Consider the following 17124-nt stretch of genomic DNA (forward strand, 5'->3'; position numbering starts at 1 on the left):
GGCGCGTCTCCTCGGTCAGGCTGCGGGCGCTACGACGGGCGGGCGCTCCTTGCGGTACGCGTTCTTGACCGCGATCTTGCCGTCGCGGAAGGTGAAGACGTCCACCATGCGCGCCTCGATGCGGGCGCCGTCGGCACGGGTGCCGCGGAAGGTGGATTCGCTCACGCCGCGGTCGCCCACGACAAAGTGGTCGCCATCGACCCACTGCGCGTCAGGGAAAGTCTGCCAGGCCAGCTGGAAGCCTTCGCGCACCGCGTCGCGGCCGATAAAGCTGCGGCCCAGCAGCTCGGGCCCGGCCACGCCGTGGAAGGCGCAGTCATCGGCCATGAAGCCCATCAGGGCCTCGATGTCGTGGCGGTTCCAGGCGTCGTTGAAGGCCTGCAGCAGTTCGATGCCGGCGGCGGTGTTGTCCTTGGACATGGGTTGGTCTCCTGAGTGTTGTCTGCCGGTCCGTGGGGAACCGGCCATGACTCGAGGATAGGGAAGCCGCGCGCGGCGCTGTAGCGCCAGTTCGGGACAATCGCTTGGGCCAGCGGCGGCAGACACCGCCGCGGGCCGGCTCAGGCCGCGGGACGGACCCGGGAAGTGACGGCGGCGATGGTTGTGGCGCCGCTGGCGGTGGCCTGCAGCTCACGCGCCACGCCCGCCAGCACGCGGATGCCGGGCTCGATGCGGTCCAGCGAGATCGACGAGTATCCGAGCCGGAAGCCATTGCGCGGCGCGGGCTCGGCCATGAAGAAGACGCTGCCGGGCTCTATCAGCACGCCCTGCAGCTCGGCCAGCCGCGCCAGCGCATCGGCATCGAGCCAGGACGGCCCCTCGATCCAGCATGAGGCGCCGCCGGCGATCGGCACCGCGCGGAAGTCAGGCATATGCGTGGCCAGCGCCGCCAGCACGGCTTCGGCGCGCTCGCGGTGCGCGGCCGCCAGCCGGCGCAGGTGCGCGTCATAGTGGCCCAGCGACAGGAACAGCGAGAACGCGCGCTGGATATACGCCGACGGATGCCGAAGCATCAGCCGCCGCGCGCCGCGCAGCTCGGCGATCAGTGCCGCCGGCCCGACGATATAGCCGATGCGCAGCCCCGGCGCCAGGCTCTTGGACAGGCTGCCGACATAGATCACGCGGTTGCTGCGGTCCAGGCTCTTGAGCGTGGGGGTGGGGTCGCCTTCGAAGCGGCTTTCGCTTTCGTAGTCGTCCTCGATCAGCACGAAGTCAGCTTCCTCGGCCTGGCGCAGCAGGGCCTGGCGGCGCGCCAGCGGCATGGTGACGGTGGTGGGGCACTGGTGGCCCGGGGTCACGTAGACGTAGTCGCAGGCGCGTTGCGCGTCAGACAGGGTCAGGCCGTCGCCGTCGACCGGCAGCGGCACCAGGTGGGAGGTGTGCGAGCCAAAGATATTGCGTGCGTCCGGATAGCCGGGGTCCTCGATCCCCACCGGCGTGTCGGGGCTGACCAGCAGGTCGGCCAGCAGGTACAGCGCCTGCTGCGCGCCCACGGTCACCACGATCTCGTCGGCGCCGGCCCACACGCCGCGGCGCGGCAGCACGCGGGTGCGGATCTGCTGCACCAGCGATTCGTCGTCGCGCAGGATCATGTCCTGGGCCCAGTCGTGGATGTCGAGCACGCTGAGCGCCTTCAGGCAGCATTCTCGCCAGTCCGCCGTGGGGAACAGCACCGGGTCGTACTGGCCGTAGATGAAGGGATAGGGGTAGTCGCGCCAGTTGGCGCGCTTGACGATATTGCGCTGCTGCGTGGGGCGGAACACAAAGCGCCGCTCCCAGTCCGGCTCGCCTGAGCGGGCGGGCACCGCCTCGCCGCGCAGCGAGGCCACGCCGCTCACGCGCGTGCCCAGGATCTCCGGGTTGACGAAGTAGCCGCTGCGCTCGCGCGCCACCAGGTAGCCTTCATCGACCAGCTGCTGGTAGGCCAGTACCACCGTGTTGCGCGCCACGCGCAGTTGCGCCGACAGCTCGCGGCTGCTGGGCAGCGGCTCGCCCTGCGGCAGCTGCTCGTCAAGGATGGCCGAGACCAGCATCTGGCGGATCTTGCCCTGCAGGCTCAGGCCCGAGTGGGCATGCTGCTGGAACAGCTGGGACCAGAGGGTGGTGGGAGACTTCAGGCTCATGGGGCAGGGGCGTTGCCTAGACGGCGAAGCGCGCCAGCATACCGCACCGGCGCGCCACGTCAGTCATGGTCAGTCATCAATACTCATGCAGGTCCGGGCGCGGCATCTCCGCCAGCGGCACTACCGGATCCACGCTACCGCGAAACAGTTGCCGCGCGGCGTAGGCCACCAGCAGGATGCCCAGGCTCACCACACCCAGCGCAAGCGGCGTGCGCTGGTCGGGGATGAAGGCCATCGCCACCACGATGCCGATCATGCCGACGATCGCCAGGTAGGTGAGGTACGGGTAGCACCACATGCGCACGCGCAGCTGGCCCGGCGCTTCGCGCTCCAGGCGGGAACGCAGGCGCAGCTGCGAGATCGCGATCAGGATGTAGACGAAGATCGCCACCGTGCCGTACGAGTTCACCAGGAAGGCAAACACCGTATCAGGCGAGACATAGGACATCACCACCGCACCGTAGCCGAACAGGGTCGCCACCAGGATGGCGCGCACCGGCACGCCGTTGCGGCTCACGCGGGCCAGCGACTTGGGGGCGTCGCCACGGCGGGTCAGCGCGAACAGCATGCGCGACGAGGCATAGAGGCCCGAGTTAAGCGCCGACAGCACCGCGGTCAGCACGATCGCGTTCATGATCTGCGCGGCCGCCGGCACGCCCATCACGTTCAGCGCGCTGACGTACGGCGTGGCGATGCTGTTGGAGTTCCACGGTACCAGGCAGACCACCAGCAGGATCGAACCCACATAGAAAACCAGCACGCGCGTGATCACCGAGCTGGTGGCCTTGGCCACTGCCTTCTGCGGCTCGGCGGTCTCGGCGGCGGCGATGGTGACGATCTCGGCCCCGAAGTAGAAGCCCGTGGCGGCTACCGCTCCGGTCAGCACCGGTACGATGCCGTGCGGCATGAAGCCGCCGTTGGCGGTCAGGTTGGCCACCTGCATGCCATGGGCACCGGGCGCCAGGCCCAGCACATAGACGCCGGCGACGAACAGGAACACGATGATCGCGGCCACCTTGATCGACGCGAACCAGAACTCGAACTCGCCGAAGGACTTGACCGACACCAGGTTGGTCAGCGTCAGCATCACCAGCAGCACCAGGCTGATGATCCAGTTGGGCACGTCGGGCAGCCAGTAGCGCACCAGGTCGGCACCGGCCACGGCTTCCAGCGCCACCACGATGACCCAGAAGTACCAGTACATCCAGCCGGTCAGGAAGCCGGCCAGGTTGCCCACCGCCGGGCGGTCGCGCCAGGCTTCGCGCGCATACTCATAGAAACCGCCGGTGCCGGGCATGGCGCAGGCCATCTCGCCCAGCATGCGCATCACCAGCACCACCAGCAGGCCGGTGATCAGGAAGGAAAGGACCGCGGCCGGGCCGGCGGACTTGATGACGACGCCGCTGCCGACAAAGAGGCCTGCGCCGATCACGCCACCCAGCGCGATCATGGTCATGTGGCGTTGCTTCAGGCCGTGGGATAGCCCGTTGCCGGACTCTGGTTGTTGGATCATGTTGTGTCTCCTGTGCTGCGCTAGCTGTCGGTACTGCGTTGCAGCCAGTACAGCGTTTAAGGCAGGCGCCACGGCTTCTCTTCGGTATAGATGGCAGGGCAGTAATTGCCAGCCTGGGGCCGTGGTCGTTCAGTATTTGCAATCCCGGGGAGGGATGGCCTATCCGTACATGTCGACTTGTCTCCGGTGATCGCTTAAAAACTGGAACCAGAAGTTCCGAAAAATTGTTCTTTCACTGGAATGTAGGCCGTTCGCAGGGGAAGGTCAACCAGAAGTTTCGATAATTGATATGATTTGACTCTGAAAATGAAACTTACCTATGATGGAGCCAGGCATGAACGATATGCGCCTCGCCAAAAGTGACGCCAAGCCGGATGGAGACACGCCGGCACTGCGTTTGTTCGGCCTGCTCGAAGTCATCGCGGAGAAGGACCAGTCCTTCAACCTGCAGGCGCTGGTGGAAGAAACCGGACTGCCCAAGCCCACGCTGCACCGCATGCTGCAGCAGCTGGAGGCGGCGGGCCTGATCCAGCGCAACGGCGACGGGCGGCAATACGGCACCGGCCTGCGGCTGCGCCGGCTGGCGGAGAACCTGTTGCTCAACAGCACCTCGCACGGTGCGCGCCACATGGTGCTGCGCCGGCTGGTGGAAGAGGTGGGCGAGAGCTGCAACCTGACCGCGTTCTCCGGCGGCGAGGTGCTGTACCTGGACCGCGTGGAAACGGCGGCGCCGCTGCGCTTCTACCTGCATCCGGGCTCGCGCGTGCCCGCGCACTGCTCAGCCACGGGCAAGCTGTTCCTGGCGCAGCTGGCGCCGGCGCAGCGCCAGCGGCTGCTGGCCAACGTTGAGCTGGAACGCTACACGCAGAACACGCTGACCGACCACGCGCAGCTGGAAGCCGAACTGGAGCGCGTGAAGCGCGACGGCTACGCGATGGACGATGAAGAGTTCCTGCCGGGGCTGGTCTGCATCGGCGTGCTGGTGCCGGCCGTGGACGGCGGCAAGTCCAACCTTGGGCTGGCGCTGCAGGCCCCGGTGATGCGCGTGACGCGCGACAAGGTGCTGCAATTGCTGCCCGCGCTGCAGCGTGCGGCGGGCGCGCTGGCGGCGATCGAGGCCGACAGCGCCGGCAGCTGGCAGGGCGGCGCGGAAGAGGACGAATAGCGCGCACGGCGTCACGCGGATTGCTCCGCTTGCCGCAGTGCCGATGGCATGGCAGCAAGCAACAAGGAGCATGAGGTGACGCAAGACCAGTTTGGCAAGCCGGACCGGATGATTCCGGTGCGCAGCGCGTTCGGCATCGATTCCGGCCTGATGGTGCCGGCCTTCAGCCAGCGCGACGACCACGTGCCGGAGATCGATCCGGCCTACCGCTTCCAGCCCGAGGTGACGCTGGCAATCCTGTCCGGCTTCATGCGCGACCGGCGCGTGATGGTGCAGGGCCTGCACGGCAGCGGCAAGTCGACCCATATCGAGCAAGTCGCCGCGCGGCTGAACTGGCCTTGCGTGCGCGTCAACCTGGACGGGCATATCAGCCGGCTGGACCTGGTCGGCAAGGACGCCATCGTTATCCGCGACGGGCGCCAGGTCACCGAATTCCAGGAAGGCATCGTGCCGTGGGCGCTGCAGCGCCCGGTGGCGCTGATCTTCGACGAATACGACGCAGGCCGGCCTGATGTGATGTTCGTGATCCAGCGCATCCTGGAGCGCGACGGCAAGTTCACGCTGCTGGACCAGAACCGCGTGATCCGCCCGCATCCGTCTTTCCGTTTGTTTGCGACCTCCAATACCGTCGGCCTGGGCAACGCCAACGGCCTCTACCACGGCACCCAGCTGCTCAACCACGCGCAGATCGATCGCTGGAACGTGGTCGCCACGCTGGACTACCTGCCGCATGAAGAGGAGGCCGGCATCGTGCTGGCGCGCGTGCCGGAGCTGGACCACGACGCCGGGCGCGCGCTGGCCGATGCGATGGTGGCGCTGGCCGGGCTCACGCGCCGCGGGTTTGCCGCCGGCGATGTGTCGGCGCTGATGTCGCCGCGCACGGTGATCAGCTGGGCCGAGAACTGCCAGATCTTCCGCGACCCCGCGCTCGCCTTCCGGCTGACCTTCCTGAACAAGTGCGACGAAGCCGAGCGGCCGGTGGTGGCCGAGTACTACCAGCGTTGCTTTGGCCACCTGCCGGGCGAAGCCGCCGGCGTCAGCTCCGAGTCGGAGCCCGCGCGATGAGTGCGGCCACGGTCGCGCAGCAGTTGCGCCGGCGCCAGCGGCAGGATGAGCTGTCCGGTGCCGCGGTGCGCGCGATCACTGGCGATGCGGCGCTGCATTTCCGCGACGGCCAGCTCTGGCGCGCGATGCGCCCGGTGCCGCAGCATGCGCCGCACTTGCGCACGGACCTGGAAACAGACACCGCCACCTGCCTGCGCGGCGCGGCCGATGGTGCCGCCCTGCGCCAGGCGCATTCCGACGCCGCGCTGCATCGGCAGCTGTGCCCGGCAGATGCGGTCGAGCGCCTGGTCTTCGAACTGCTTGAGCAGCTGCGTTGCGAGACCCGCCTGCCGCGCGGCATGGCCGGCGTGGCGGCCAACCTGCGCCACCGCTTCATGGCGTGGTCGCGGGCCTTCCATCGCTCCGGGCTGACCGAGGGGCATCTCGGCATCCTGCTCTATACCGTGGCGCAGGTGTCGTGGTCGCGCCTGACGGGTGAGCCGGTGCTGGAAGAGACCGAAGACCTGATCGAAGCCACGCGCGCCGCCATCGTGCCGGTGCTCGGCACCGCGCTGGCCGGCCTGCGCGCGCAACGCCACGACCAGGCCGCCTACGCCGCGCACGCACTGGCGCTGGCGCGCGCGGTGGCGCAGATGATCCGTACCGAAGCCCCGCTTGCCGGCGAAGACGACGACAACGCAGCCTCGGCTGCGCGCGCCGGGTTTGCGCTGTGGCTGGATTTCGACGAACCGCCTGCGGAAGACTTTGCACTGGCCGACAGCGGCCACAGCCGCGTGCTGGCCGACGCCACCGACGGCTACCGCGTCTTCACCACCCGCTACGACCGCGAAGTGCGCGCCGCCACGCTGGTGCGCCGCGCCTTGCTGGACGAGTACCGCACGCGGCTTGACGCACGCATCGCGCGCGCTGGCGTGAACATCGCCCGGCTGGCGCGCCGGCTGCGCGCCGCGCTGTCGCAGCCGCGCGTGGACGGCTGGTCCTTCGGCGAGGAAAGCGGCCGTATCGACGGCCGCCGCCTGGCGCAGCTGGTCTGCTCCCCCTCCGAGCGCCGGCTCTTCCGCCTGGAAGCGCACAAGGCCCATGCCGACTGCGTGGTCGGCTTCCTGATCGACTGCTCCGGCTCGATGAAGGCGCAGGCCGAGCCGCTCACGCTGCTGATCGACATGCTCACGCGCGCACTCGACCAGGCCGGCGTGGCCACCGAGGTGCTCGGCTTCACCACCAACGCCTGGAACGGCGGCCGCACCCGCGCCGACTGGCTCGCGCGCGGCCGCCCGCAGCACCCTGGCCGGCTCAACGAGACCTGCCATATGGTGTTCAAGGACGCGCAGCGAAGCTGGCGGCGCGCGCGCACCGACATCGCCGCACTGCTCAAGGCCGACCTGTTCCGCGAAGGCGTGGACGGCGAGGCGGTGGAGTGGGCCTGCGCGCGGCTGCACGCCAGCGGCAAGGCGCGCCGCATCCTGGTGGTGGTGTCCGACGGCAGTCCCATGGATACCGCGACCGGGCAGGCCAACGACGCCTGCTACCTCGACAACCACCTGAAGGCCGTGGTGGCGCGGCATGAGGCGCTGCGGGATGTGGAAGTGCTGGGGCTGGGGGTAGGGCTGGACTTGAGCCCCTACTACCGGCACACGCTGGCGCTGGACCTGTCGCAGCCGGTGGACATGGCGATGCTGGATGAGGTGGCGGGTCTGGTGGGGGCGAGAAGACGCTGAGGGGCGGTGAGGGCGCGGACACGCATCAGTGTGCGCTGTCCGATATTTCGCGATGTACGCGTTACGCGTACATCGCACGGAACACGTACGGCGGCCGCGGCCGTTACATCACCCACCCCACCATCGCCGGCAGCATCAGGCTGACCCCGATCCCGATCAGCACGCCGAACGCAAGGCGTCGCGTCGTCATCGGCGAGAACGGCGGCGGAAAACGCCGCCCCAGCAATGTGGCGATCACCACCACCGGCACGGCAATGGCGGCCTGCACGCACACGGCGGCATCGAGCTGCCCCTGCCAGGCCGAGAACAGCGTGCGCACGGTGGAGGTCACGGTAAAGACCAGGATCAGCGCGCAACGGATTTCAACCGGCTTCATCGGCTGGCGGTAGAACTGGAAAATCAGCGGCGGGCCGGAGACGCCGAACATGCCGCTCAGCAGTCCGCCGAATACCCCGCTGACGAAGAAGGTGCCATCGCCGGAGCGTTGCGCCAGCGGCGCGGGCTTGAGTGCGGCGCTGAGGCCGCCATACAGGATCACGGCGCCCAGCAGCAGTTGCAGCAGGGTGGCTGCGCTGGAACTCAGGTACTCCAGCACCAGCACGCCGACCACTACCGACGGCAGGATGCCGATGGCTGCCGCGGCGACGGCGCGCCAGTCGATATGCTGCAGCTTGCCTGGCAGCGCGCAGGCGCTGTTGGCCAGCGTGACCAGGCTCACCACCGCGGCCACGGTGGCCACGGGCGCCAGCCCCAGTCCGCTGGTGACGCCCATCACGATCATGCCAAGGCCAAAGCCGGTCACCGTCTGGAAATAGGTGCCGGCACCGAGCAGGGCCTGCAGGCCCAGCAGCGGCAACAACAGTTCTGCCTTCATGCCGCCGCCTGCTCGCCCTTGCTGGCCTGTTCCGCGGTGGCTTGCGCCTGGACCACGGTGACGGCGATGACATGGAACACATCGTCCGCGCTGCAGCCGCGCGAGAGGTCGTTGGCGGGCTTGTTCAGCCCCTGCAGCATCGGCCCGATGGCCTTGGCGCCACCGACCCGCTCGGCCAGCTTGTAGCCGATATTGCCGGCTTCCAGGCTGGGGAACACCAGCACGTTGGCGTGGCCGTTCACCTGCGAATGCGCGACCTTGCGCGCGGCGATCTCGGCGACGATGGCGGCATCGAGCTGCACGTCGCCATCGATGGCCAGGTCCGGGCGTTGCGCGCGCACGCGCTCGGTGGCGGCCACCACCTTGTCCACTGCCGCATGGCTGGCGCTGCCGCTGGTCGAGAACGACAGCATGGCCACGCGCGGCTCTTCCATCAGCAGCGTGCGTGCGCTGTCGGCCGCGGCCATGGCGATATCGGCAAGCGCATCGGCATCCGGATCCACCACCAGCCCGCAGTCGGAGAAGATCAGCCCGCCCTTGAGCGTGTGGAAAGGCTCGCACAGCATCATCAGGAAGAAGCTCGACACCAGCCGGAAGCCGGGTGCCAGCCCGATCAGCTGGATCGCGTTGCGCACCACGTCGGCGGTGGTGTGGTCGGCGCCCGCCACCGAACCGTCGGCGTGGCCAAGGCGCACCATCAGGTTGGCGAAGCACAGCGGATCGAGCACGGCGCGCTTGGCTTCATCGAGCGTCATGCCCTTCTTCTGGCGCAGCGCAAAGAGTTGCTGCGCGAACGAGGGCGTGAGCGCCGAGGTCGATGGGTCGACCAGCGTCATGCCGTCCAGCCCGATGCCGTGGATGGCCGCGGCGGCGTTGATCTGGCGCGTGTTGCCGACCAGCACGATGCGCGCGATGCCTTCCTGCGACGCGCGCTGCGCGGCCTGCAGGATGCGCGGGTCTTCGGCCTCGCACAGCACGATGCGGCGAGGCGCGGCGCGGGCGCGGTCGATGATGCGGAGGATGGCTTTCATGGTGGTTGGCTCGGTAAAACTGAAAAAAGGGCCAGCGACCTGCGCTATGCCCTTGGTGTTCTCCCCTCTCCCGCAAGCGGGAGAGGGAGCACGCCGTCAGCTGGCGGTGTGCAGTACTTCGATCAGACGTAGTCCTTGTACTTGTCCAGGTAACGCACCGGCTTGGCCAGCGCATCGCGCCGGAACGGGTCGCCCAGTTCACGCGTGCACATGATCTCGATGATCGTGGTCTTGCCATGATTCATCTGCAGGTCGATGGCGCGCTTCAGGGCCGGGCCGACATCTTCCAGCCGATCCACCACGATGCCTTCCGCACCCATCGCCTTGGCGATGCCGGCAAAGCTTTGGTTGTCCAGCTCGCCCGCCACAAAGCGGCGGTTGTAGAAGTCCACCTGGTTCTTCTTCTCCGCGCCCCACTGGCGGTTGTGGAACACCACCGCGGTCACCGGGATGTTGTGGCGCACGCAGGTCATGGTTTCCATCAGGCTCATGCCCCAGGCGCCGTCACCGGCGTACGACACGGCCGGGCGGTGCGGTGCCGCGACCTTGGCGCCGATGATGGTCGGGAAGGCGTAACCGCAGTTGCCCCAGCTCATCGCCGCGAAGAAGCTGCGCGGCTTCTCGAAGCGCAGGTAGCTGTTGGCCACCGAGTTGATGTTGCCGATGTCGGTGGACACCATCACATCTTCCGGCATGGCCTTTTCCAGCTCGCGCAGCACCTGGCGCGGATGCAGGTAGTGGCCGCCAGTGGGTGTGCGCTCCTGCTTCTGCTCTTCGATCATGTCCAGGCTGTACGGGTCGCGCTCATGGGTCCAGTCGTCCAGCTCCTTCTCCCACGCGGCCTTTTCGTTGGCGATTTCGGTGGCGCGGGCCTCGCGGCTGGCGTCGCAGGCCAGCGTGCGGCCGGCCAGGCGCTGGCTCAGCGCGACCGCGGCGGCCTTGGCGTCGCCGCAGATGCCCACCGAGATCTTCTTCACCAGGCCCAGCATCTTGTGGTCGGCGTCGATCTGGATGATCTTGGCGTTCTTCGGCCAGTAGTCCATGCCGTGCTGCGGCAGCGTGCCGAACGGCCCCAGGCGCGAGCCCAGCGCGATCACCACGTCGGCGCGCGAGATCAGCTTCATCGCCGCCTTCGAACCCTGGTAGCCCAGCGGGCCGCACCACAGCGGGTGGCTGGCCGGGAACGAGTCGTTGTGCAGGTAGCTGTTGACCACCGGTGCGCCCAGGCGCTCGGCCAGGGCCTTGCACTCTTCGATCGCATCGGCCATCACCACGCCGCCGCCCGAGATGATCACCGGGAATTTGGCGTTGGCCAGCAGCTCGGCCGCTTCGTTCAGGCTCTGCTCGCCGCCGGGGCCGCGGTCGAGGCGGCGCGGCTGCGGGATCTCGACGTTGACCTTGCCGTAGAAGTGGTCACGCGGGATGTTCAGCTGGGTCGGGCCCATTTCCGCGGTGGCGCGGTCGAAGCAGCGGGCGGTGAACTCGGCCATGCGGGCCGGGTTGGTGACGTGGCCCTGGTACTTGGTGAACTCCTGGAACATCGGCAGCTGGTTGGCTTCCTGGAAGCCGCCCAGGCCAATGCCCATGGTGCCGGCCTCGGGCGTGACGATCACCACCGGGCTGTGGGCCCAGTAGGCAGCGGCGATCGAGGTCACGCAGTTGGAGATGCCGGGGCCGTTCTGGCCGATCACCACACCGTGGCGGCCCGACACGCGGGCGTAGCCGTCGGCCATGTGGCCGGCGCCTTGTTCGTGCACCACCGGGATCAGGCGGATGCCCGCCGGCGCGAAGATGTCCATCGCATCCATGAAGGCCGAGCCCATGATGCCGAACATGTCGGTCACGCCATTGGCGGCCAGCGTTTCAACGAAGGCTTCCGACGGGGTCATGGTCTGCGGGCCGGCCGGGACCTGGCTCTCCTTCGCGGCGGCCGAGCCACCGGAAACGGCGGGATTCGAGGTGGTATCGAGGTCGCGCATGGCGTTGTCTCCTGATGAGGGTCTTATAAAGTGGAACAGGACGTTCCGGAAAATTGCTTGTTGGAGGAAATGTAGGCGGAAGACTTCGGTTGGTCAATAGGAAGTTTTGTTTTACGGAATGAAATTGATGAAAAATTGAGACAAGATGCGGTTTTGAGTGCCTCGTACGGCATTTATAGGGGTCCGTTGGCCGTTCCAGAGCGGCGACGGAAGGTGCGCCGCGGGCGAGGGCTCACCTGCGGTGGCGGAAACAAGGGGGAGGAGGGTCAGGCGTGCGGCACTCGGATGGCTGCGTGCCGGCCTGGGGGCGGTTCAGTGAATGAAGCCGCCCTTGACGAAGCGCACCGGCTCGGCGTCCATGCGCAGGAGCAGCGCAGTCAGCCCGTCAGCCGCGGGCGAAGGCGCGCGCTGTGCGCCGGCGTCCGGTCCCGAGACGCAGACCAGGTCTGCGTCGGACCATTGCCGCCCCGGCGTGCCGCGGGCGCGCAGCCAGCCGCCGCGGTCGGCCAGCAGCTGGGTGCCGGCCAGGCGCGAAGGCGATTGCCCGGCGATTGCCGCCACGGCCTGCCAGGCATGCGAGGAGACCGCGGCGCAGCCGGCACGGAAGCGCGGCACCTGCGCCGGCGGTTGCCCGTCAGGCGTGACCAGCACGGTCAGGAAGCGGGGATCCTCGAACGGCAGCGATGCCATCCCGTCCACCGCCACCAGCCGCACGCGCTGGTCGCCGCGCCATTGCGACAGCGCCAGCGGCGCGGCATCGGCGCAGCGGATTGCCATCTCCGGCAGCCGCAACGGCACCGGCCAGTTGCCCTCGGCACCACCGCCGGCCGACAGCGCTTTCATGTAGTCGATCACAGCCCAGGCCTCGCGGAGGCCGAGCACATTGCCGAAGGCCGGCATGGTGGGCTGGCCGTGACGGTCGCGCATGCCGGCCAGCACATGCCAGAACAGCTCGCCATCGACGCGGCGCGCCAGCAGCGGGCTGACCAGCGTGGGCGGCCACTGCGCCAGGCTGGCGGCCAGCGGCCCTTCTCCGCGCCCGTCCGCGCCGTGGCAGCTGGCGCAATGCTGCGCATAGACCCGGGCGCCGAGCGCGATGGCATCGACGGAGAAGCGGGTAGGGCTGGCGTGGAAGCTGGTCGGCGCAGCCGGCACCAACAGCAGCGCTGCGCTGGGCCAGGGGGCCGCCACCAGGGCGAGCGCACCGGCGGCCAGCAGCACGCCGCGATGGCGTCGCCAGGCCAGCGCGGCGGTAATGGCCAGCACGGCAAAGACAAGGGCGCACAGGCTCAGGCCGACCTGGCGCGCGAGGCCCAGGTCGATCAGCAGGGTTTCGCCCGCCACGCGCCGTGCCCACGGCCAGGCTGGCTGGCCGTGGCTGTCGCCGGTCAGGCCAAGGGCATGCCATAGCGACAACAGGGCCAGCTGGAATTTCTCGATCAGAACCAGCAGTGCATTGAGCCATGCCTGCGGCGGCGGGCCGTTCATCTGGCGGCCCGCGAGGTGAAGCGCAACGCCATTACCAGCTCGCGTCCAGCCCCAGGTGGCGCAGCGCTTCGTGCCGCAGCCCGGTCAGCCGCGGATCGCCGCGATGGCGCGGGTAGGGCAGGTCGACCCGGATCTCCGCCGTGATGCGTGCCGGACGCTGGCTGAAGATGATCACGCGCTGCGCCAGGAACAGCGCTTCCTCCACGTCGTGCGTGACCAGCAGCGCCGAGAAGCGCGAGCGTTGCCACAGTTCGACCAGGTCGCTCTGCATTGCCAGCCGCGTCAGCGAATCCAGCTTGCCCAGCGGCTCGTCCAGCACCAGCAGGCGCGGATCGTTGACCAGCGCGCGCGCCAGCGCCACGCGCTGCGCCATGCCGCCCGAGAGCTGGTGCGGGAAGGCGCGGGCGAAGGTCTCCAGCCCTACGCGCCGCAACGCATCATCCACGCGCGGGCGCTGGCTTGCCAGCACGCCGCGTGCCTGCAAGCCCAGCGCGACGTTGTCCCAAACGCGCCGCCACGGGTACAGCGTGGGGTCCTGGAACACCACGATGCGCGACGGGTCAGGCTCGGCGATCGAGGTGCCGTCCTGCAGGATCTCGCCGGAGGAGGGCTGGTCCAGCCCTGCCACCAGCCGCAGCAGCGTGGACTTGCCGCAACCGCTGGGCCCCAGCAGCGCGACGAATTCGCCCGGTGCGACGCTCAGATCGACGTCGTCCAGCACCTGCAGCCCGTCGCTGCCGCTGCCGAACCAGTGGCTGACCTGATGGATGTCGATGCGGGCACCGGTCTGGGCTTCCGCGGTGTCGTCTGCCGCCGCGTTAACTCCCCTCTCCCGCGTGCGGGAGAGGGGAGCCTTCTTCACGTGCGTGTAGGGTCTCGATGCTTTCAACCGCTCAACAACACTCACCATTTCACCGTCCCCTTCTGCCACGACAGCACCCGGTCACGCGCCACGAACAGCAGCGTGATCACGCCCGAGAACAGCAGCGCCATCACGATCAGCGCCGCATACATATTGACGTAAGAAGCCCAGCCCTGCGCCCACGTCAGGTACCAGCCCAGGCCCGACTTCACGCCCATCATCTCCGCCGTCACCAGCACCGAGAACGAAGCGCCCAGACCCATGAACAGGCCGACGAATACCTGCGGCAGCGCCGCCGGGATCGCCACGCGCAGCACCAGGAACCAGCCCGAGGCGCCCATGGTGCGCGCCACGTCGTAGTAGCTCTTGTTGACGCCGGCCACGCCTGACCAGGTCAGCACCGCCACCGGGAAGGCGGTGGCCAGCGCGATCAGGAACACCGCGGCGGAATAGCTCGACGGGAAGAAGTAGAAGGTCAGCGGCAGCAGCGCGGTCGACGGCAGCGGGCCCAGCACGCGCAGCACCGGATGCACCCAGTAGCCGATGCGGCGCGACCAGCCGATCGACACGCCCACCAGGAAGCCGGCCAGCCCGCCATAGGCCACGCCCAGCCCGAGCAGCCTGAGCGTGTTCAGCGCGCTGTCGCCGAGGCGCCGCCAGTCGTCGGCATAGACCTCGATCAGCGCCTGTGGCGGCGCGAAGAAGGGCGTGGGCAGGATGGCGGTCTTGGCGGTCAGGATTTCCCACGCGGCCAGGGCCACGGGCAGCGCCACCAGCCACGGGCCGGCGGCGCGCAGCGTGGCCAGCGCGCGTTGCGCGGCCCGGACCCGCTGGCCGGCCAGCGCAACCAGTGCCAGCAACGCGGCGCCTGCCAGCGCCGCAATCCCCAGCTCTGTCGTATAGGCCCAGTCGCTGAAGCCCACCGCCTGGTTGGGCCACAGCCATGTCAGCGCGCCGAACGCGGCCCACGCCAGCGCGGCGAGGATGCCGGTGGCCCAGACCGGGCCGGACGCGCGCGCGCTTGCGGCGGCATGCGGCACGGGGGCCGCGGCTGGCTTGCGCGCAAGCCCGGCGTCGAATGCAGGTTGGCTTGTCGTCATGGCATCACCCCAGCACATTGGCGTAGACGTGCTGCGCCAGGCGTTTGGCATCGGTGGTCTTCTTCAGCACGCCGATGCGGCGGAAATCATCGGCGTAGAAGGCGATCTCGTCGCGCAGGTCGACGCCGGTCGGGTGGTGGGTATAGGTCAGCGTGGCGTAGAGCTTGCGCAGGTCTTCCGGATTGATCTTGGGCGAGTACCTGGCGAAGACCCTGGCGGCCTCGTTGGGGTTCTCGTTGACATAGTCGGTGGCCTGCACGATGGCGCGCGCCAGCGACGTGGCCGCGGGGCGGTCGTTGCGCACCAGTTCGCCGCGGGCGCCGACCACGCAGCAGACCTTGCGTGCGTACTCGCCGGTGAGGTTGGTGGCCAGTTCCACGTAGGCGCCGTTGGTGCGCTTTTCCAGCAGGTAGAGGTTGGGGTCGCCGTCGGCGATCGCCTGGATCTCGCCCTTGTCCACCGCCACGCCCAGCAGGTCGGCCGGGTACTGGCGCCAGGTGATGTCCTTGTCCGGGTCGATACCGTTCTTGGCCAGCAGGATGGTGAAGAAGTGTTTGCCCGGTGCCGCCAGGTCGCTGACGCCGACTGTCTTTCCCTTCAGCTGCTGCAGGCTGGTGACCCCCGCCGCTTTCGATCCCACCAGCCGCACGCAGCCGCCGTGCGAGCTGCCGATGATCTTGACGTCGAAGCCGGCTTCCAGCGGCTTGAGCCAGCGGTGGATCATGCCGACCGCGGCATCGGCCTTGCCGGTGGCGATCGATTCCAGCAACTGGTCGGTCGAGCCGCTGTAGTTGATCAGGTCGACCTGCAGGCCGTTCTTCTCGAAGAAGCCCTTCTCCTGCGCCACCACGATCGGCGTCAGGCAGAAGGCGTTCTGGTTCCACGCGAAGGTCAGCTTGCGCGGCGCCGACCAGGCCTGTCGGCCCAGGATCAGCGACGGCGCGGCGATGGCCGCGGCACCGGCCAGCCGCAGCACGCTGCGCCGGCGCGGGTCGGCGTGATTGTTGTTGTCCTGGCTCATGGCGAGACTCCCCGTCTTCGTTGTGTGGTGTGGCGAGGCCATCAGGCGGCCTTGCGCTCCGCCTGCTGCGTGGCATCGTGCTGCGCCACCAGCTCGCGCACGCGCGGGATCAGCTCGCGGCCATAGTCGATGGCGTCTTCCAGCGGATCGAAGCCGCGGATCAGGAAGGTGGTGACGCCCAGTTCGTAGTACGCGAGCAGGGCCTGCGCCACCTGCTCCGGCGTGCCGATCAGCCCGGTGGAGTTGGAGCGCCCGCCGGTCTCGCGCGCGATCGCGGTCCACAGGCGCTGGTCGACCCGGTCGCCTTGGTCGGCTGCAGCGAGCAGGCGCCGTGCGCCTTCGCTCTGTTGCGGGCCGCCGCGGCTGTAGCCGGCCTGCACGCGCAGGGCGCGGGTGTGCTCCAGGATGCTGTCGGCGCGGGCCCAGGCTTTTTCTTCGGTCTCGGCCAGCACCGGGCGGAACGACACCGAGAAGCGCACCGTGCGGCCGTGCTGCGCGGCTTCGGCACGCACGCGGCCGGTCAGCTCGCGCACCTGCTCGAGCGACTCGCCCCACAGCGCGTAGACGTCGGCATGCTTGCCGGCGACGGCCAGCGCCGCTTCCGAGGCGCCGCCGAAATAGATCGGCACATGCGGCTGCTGCGCGGGCTTGACCTCCGAGAAGCCTTGGGTAAAGCGGTAGAACCGGCCTTCATGGTCGAACGGCGCGGGCTCGGTCCAGATGCGGCGCAGGATGTGCAGGTACTCGTCGGTGCGCGCATAACGCTGGTCATGGTCGAGGAAGTCGCCGTCGCGCTGCTGCTCGCTGTCCGAGCCGCCCGAGATGAAATGCACCCCGAGGCGGCCGCCGCTGAACTGGTCGAGCGTGGCAATCTGGCGCGCGGCCAGCGTCGGCGCGGTAAAGCCGGGGCGGTGCGCCAGCATGAAATGGATGCGCTCGGTCACGCTGGCCGCGTAGGCGATGGTCAGCGTGGCCGACGGGCCGGTGGAATGGTGCGGCACCAGGATGCGGTCGAAGCCGGCCTGCTCGTGGGCCTGGGCAAACGCGCGCACATAGTCGCGATCGATCACCGGGCCTGACGGCGGATGGATCTCGGACTGCTTCTGGCTCTGGATCATGCCGATGAAATCGACGCTCATGCGCGTTCTCCTGTATTCGGTGAGGGCGGCAGCGTGACCGCCCGGA

At 68.6% G+C, this 17124-nt stretch carries 14 protein-coding genes; 3 read left to right on the forward strand and 11 right to left on the reverse strand.

Translation table 11 applies throughout. From position 1 onward, the window contains the following. Window positions 1–15 precede the first annotated feature (15 nt). The 3 genes from AC3WQZ_RS01870 to AC3WQZ_RS01880 form a co-directional block, all read right to left on the reverse strand. Window positions 16–420, reverse strand: a complete 405-nt coding sequence (locus AC3WQZ_RS01870; protein ID WP_492299947.1) for a nuclear transport factor 2 family protein — start codon at window positions 418–420, stop codon at window positions 16–18. A 140-nt stretch (window positions 421–560) separates the two neighbouring features. Next, window positions 561–2123 carry a MocR-like pyridoxine biosynthesis transcription factor PdxR gene (pdxR, locus tag AC3WQZ_RS01875; RefSeq protein ID WP_011617530.1) on the reverse strand — a complete coding sequence of 521 codons (1563 nt, stop codon included), beginning with the start codon at window positions 2121–2123 and terminating at the stop codon, window positions 561–563. A gap of 76 nt (window positions 2124–2199) precedes the next feature. Continuing rightward, window positions 2200–3636 carry an amino acid permease gene (locus AC3WQZ_RS01880; RefSeq protein ID WP_454749687.1) on the reverse strand — a complete coding sequence of 479 codons (1437 nt, stop codon included), beginning with the start codon at window positions 3634–3636 and terminating at the stop codon, window positions 2200–2202. A 334-nt stretch (window positions 3637–3970) separates the two neighbouring features. Here AC3WQZ_RS01880 and AC3WQZ_RS01885 point away from each other — a divergent pair, with 334 nt between their 5' ends. The 3 genes from AC3WQZ_RS01885 to AC3WQZ_RS01895 are packed head-to-tail and all read left to right on the forward strand — an operon-like array spanning window position 3971 to window position 7584. Continuing rightward, on the forward strand, window positions 3971–4801 hold the full coding sequence (locus tag AC3WQZ_RS01885) for an IclR family transcriptional regulator (protein WP_011617529.1): 831 nt from the start codon (window positions 3971–3973) through the stop codon (window positions 4799–4801). A 48-nt stretch (window positions 4802–4849) separates the two neighbouring features. Then, a complete protein-coding gene (locus AC3WQZ_RS01890) occupies window positions 4850–5866 on the forward strand; it encodes an AAA family ATPase (protein WP_492299948.1) in 1017 nt (338 codons plus the stop codon). Next, complete coding sequence (locus AC3WQZ_RS01895; RefSeq protein ID WP_058696514.1) at window positions 5863–7584, forward strand: cobaltochelatase CobT-related protein; 1722 nt, start codon at window positions 5863–5865, stop codon at window positions 7582–7584. The genes AC3WQZ_RS01890 and AC3WQZ_RS01895 overlap by 4 nt, the downstream gene beginning before the upstream one ends. Before the next feature lie 103 nt (window positions 7585–7687). On the opposite strand, the gene AC3WQZ_RS01900 is transcribed toward AC3WQZ_RS01895, so the two are convergent. The 8 genes from AC3WQZ_RS01900 to AC3WQZ_RS01935 form a co-directional block, all read right to left on the reverse strand. Then, window positions 7688–8458, reverse strand: a complete 771-nt coding sequence (locus AC3WQZ_RS01900; protein WP_439669239.1) for a TSUP family transporter — start codon at window positions 8456–8458, stop codon at window positions 7688–7690. Beyond that, window positions 8455–9489: a phosphate acetyltransferase gene (pta, locus tag AC3WQZ_RS01905; protein WP_011617519.1), complete on the reverse strand. Its 1035-nt coding sequence runs from the start codon at window positions 9487–9489 to the stop codon at window positions 8455–8457. The genes AC3WQZ_RS01900 and pta overlap by 4 nt, the downstream gene beginning before the upstream one ends. Window positions 9490–9611: 122 nt before the next feature. Beyond that, window positions 9612–11378, reverse strand: a complete 1767-nt coding sequence (xsc, locus tag AC3WQZ_RS01910) for a sulfoacetaldehyde acetyltransferase (protein WP_037023447.1) — start codon at window positions 11376–11378, stop codon at window positions 9612–9614. Between the two features lie 402 nt (window positions 11379–11780). Next, window positions 11781–12956: a c-type cytochrome gene (locus AC3WQZ_RS01915; protein ID WP_454749682.1), complete on the reverse strand. Its 1176-nt coding sequence runs from the start codon at window positions 12954–12956 to the stop codon at window positions 11781–11783. A 31-nt stretch (window positions 12957–12987) separates the two neighbouring features. Beyond that, window positions 12988–13866: an ABC transporter ATP-binding protein gene (locus AC3WQZ_RS01920; protein WP_454749681.1), complete on the reverse strand. Its 879-nt coding sequence runs from the start codon at window positions 13864–13866 to the stop codon at window positions 12988–12990. Continuing rightward, entirely contained in the window at window positions 13860–14918 is a 1059-nt protein-coding gene (locus tag AC3WQZ_RS01925; protein ID WP_010810347.1) for an ABC transporter permease, read from the reverse strand. The genes AC3WQZ_RS01920 and AC3WQZ_RS01925 overlap by 7 nt, the downstream gene beginning before the upstream one ends. A 4-nt stretch (window positions 14919–14922) precedes the next feature. Continuing rightward, complete coding sequence (locus AC3WQZ_RS01930; RefSeq protein ID WP_010810346.1) at window positions 14923–15939, reverse strand: ABC transporter substrate-binding protein; 1017 nt, start codon at window positions 15937–15939, stop codon at window positions 14923–14925. 41 nt (window positions 15940–15980) lie between these two features. Beyond that, window positions 15981–17078 (reverse strand): LLM class flavin-dependent oxidoreductase, encoded by a 1098-nt coding sequence (locus tag AC3WQZ_RS01935; protein WP_010810345.1) that lies wholly within the window; start codon window positions 17076–17078, stop codon window positions 15981–15983. Window positions 17079–17124 lie beyond the last annotated feature (46 nt).

The sequence above is a fragment of the Cupriavidus sp. FW305-26 genome (genome assembly GCF_058787975.1).

Coding starts and splice junctions, on each gene's coding strand:
- AC3WQZ_RS01870 (WP_492299947.1), bottom strand. CDS start 420: ATGTCCAAGGACAACACCGCCGCCGGCATCGAACTGCTGCAGGCCTTC.
- pdxR (WP_011617530.1), bottom strand. CDS start 2,123: ATGAGCCTGAAGTCTCCCACCACCCTCTGGTCCCAGCTGTTCCAGCAG.
- AC3WQZ_RS01880 (WP_454749687.1), bottom strand. CDS start 3,636: ATGATCCAACAACCAGAGTCCGGCAACGGGCTATCCCACGGCCTGAAG.
- AC3WQZ_RS01885 (WP_011617529.1), top strand. CDS start 3,971: ATGAACGATATGCGCCTCGCCAAAAGTGACGCCAAGCCGGATGGAGAC.
- AC3WQZ_RS01890 (WP_492299948.1), top strand. CDS start 4,850: ATGGCAGCAAGCAACAAGGAGCATGAGGTGACGCAAGACCAGTTTGGC.
- AC3WQZ_RS01895 (WP_058696514.1), top strand. CDS start 5,863: ATGAGTGCGGCCACGGTCGCGCAGCAGTTGCGCCGGCGCCAGCGGCAG.
- AC3WQZ_RS01900 (WP_439669239.1), bottom strand. CDS start 8,458: ATGAAGGCAGAACTGTTGTTGCCGCTGCTGGGCCTGCAGGCCCTGCTC.
- pta (WP_011617519.1), bottom strand. CDS start 9,489: ATGAAAGCCATCCTCCGCATCATCGACCGCGCCCGCGCCGCGCCTCGC.
- xsc (WP_037023447.1), bottom strand. CDS start 11,378: ATGACCCCGTCGGAAGCCTTCGTTGAAACGCTGGCCGCCAATGGCGTG.
- AC3WQZ_RS01915 (WP_454749682.1), bottom strand. CDS start 12,956: ATGAACGGCCCGCCGCCGCAGGCATGGCTCAATGCACTGCTGGTTCTG.
- AC3WQZ_RS01920 (WP_454749681.1), bottom strand. CDS start 13,866: ATGGTGAGTGTTGTTGAGCGGTTGAAAGCATCGAGACCCTACACGCAC.
- AC3WQZ_RS01925 (WP_010810347.1), bottom strand. CDS start 14,918: ATGACGACAAGCCAACCTGCATTCGACGCCGGGCTTGCGCGCAAGCCA.
- AC3WQZ_RS01930 (WP_010810346.1), bottom strand. CDS start 15,939: ATGAGCCAGGACAACAACAATCACGCCGACCCGCGCCGGCGCAGCGTG.
- AC3WQZ_RS01935 (WP_010810345.1), bottom strand. CDS start 17,078: ATGAGCGTCGATTTCATCGGCATGATCCAGAGCCAGAAGCAGTCCGAG.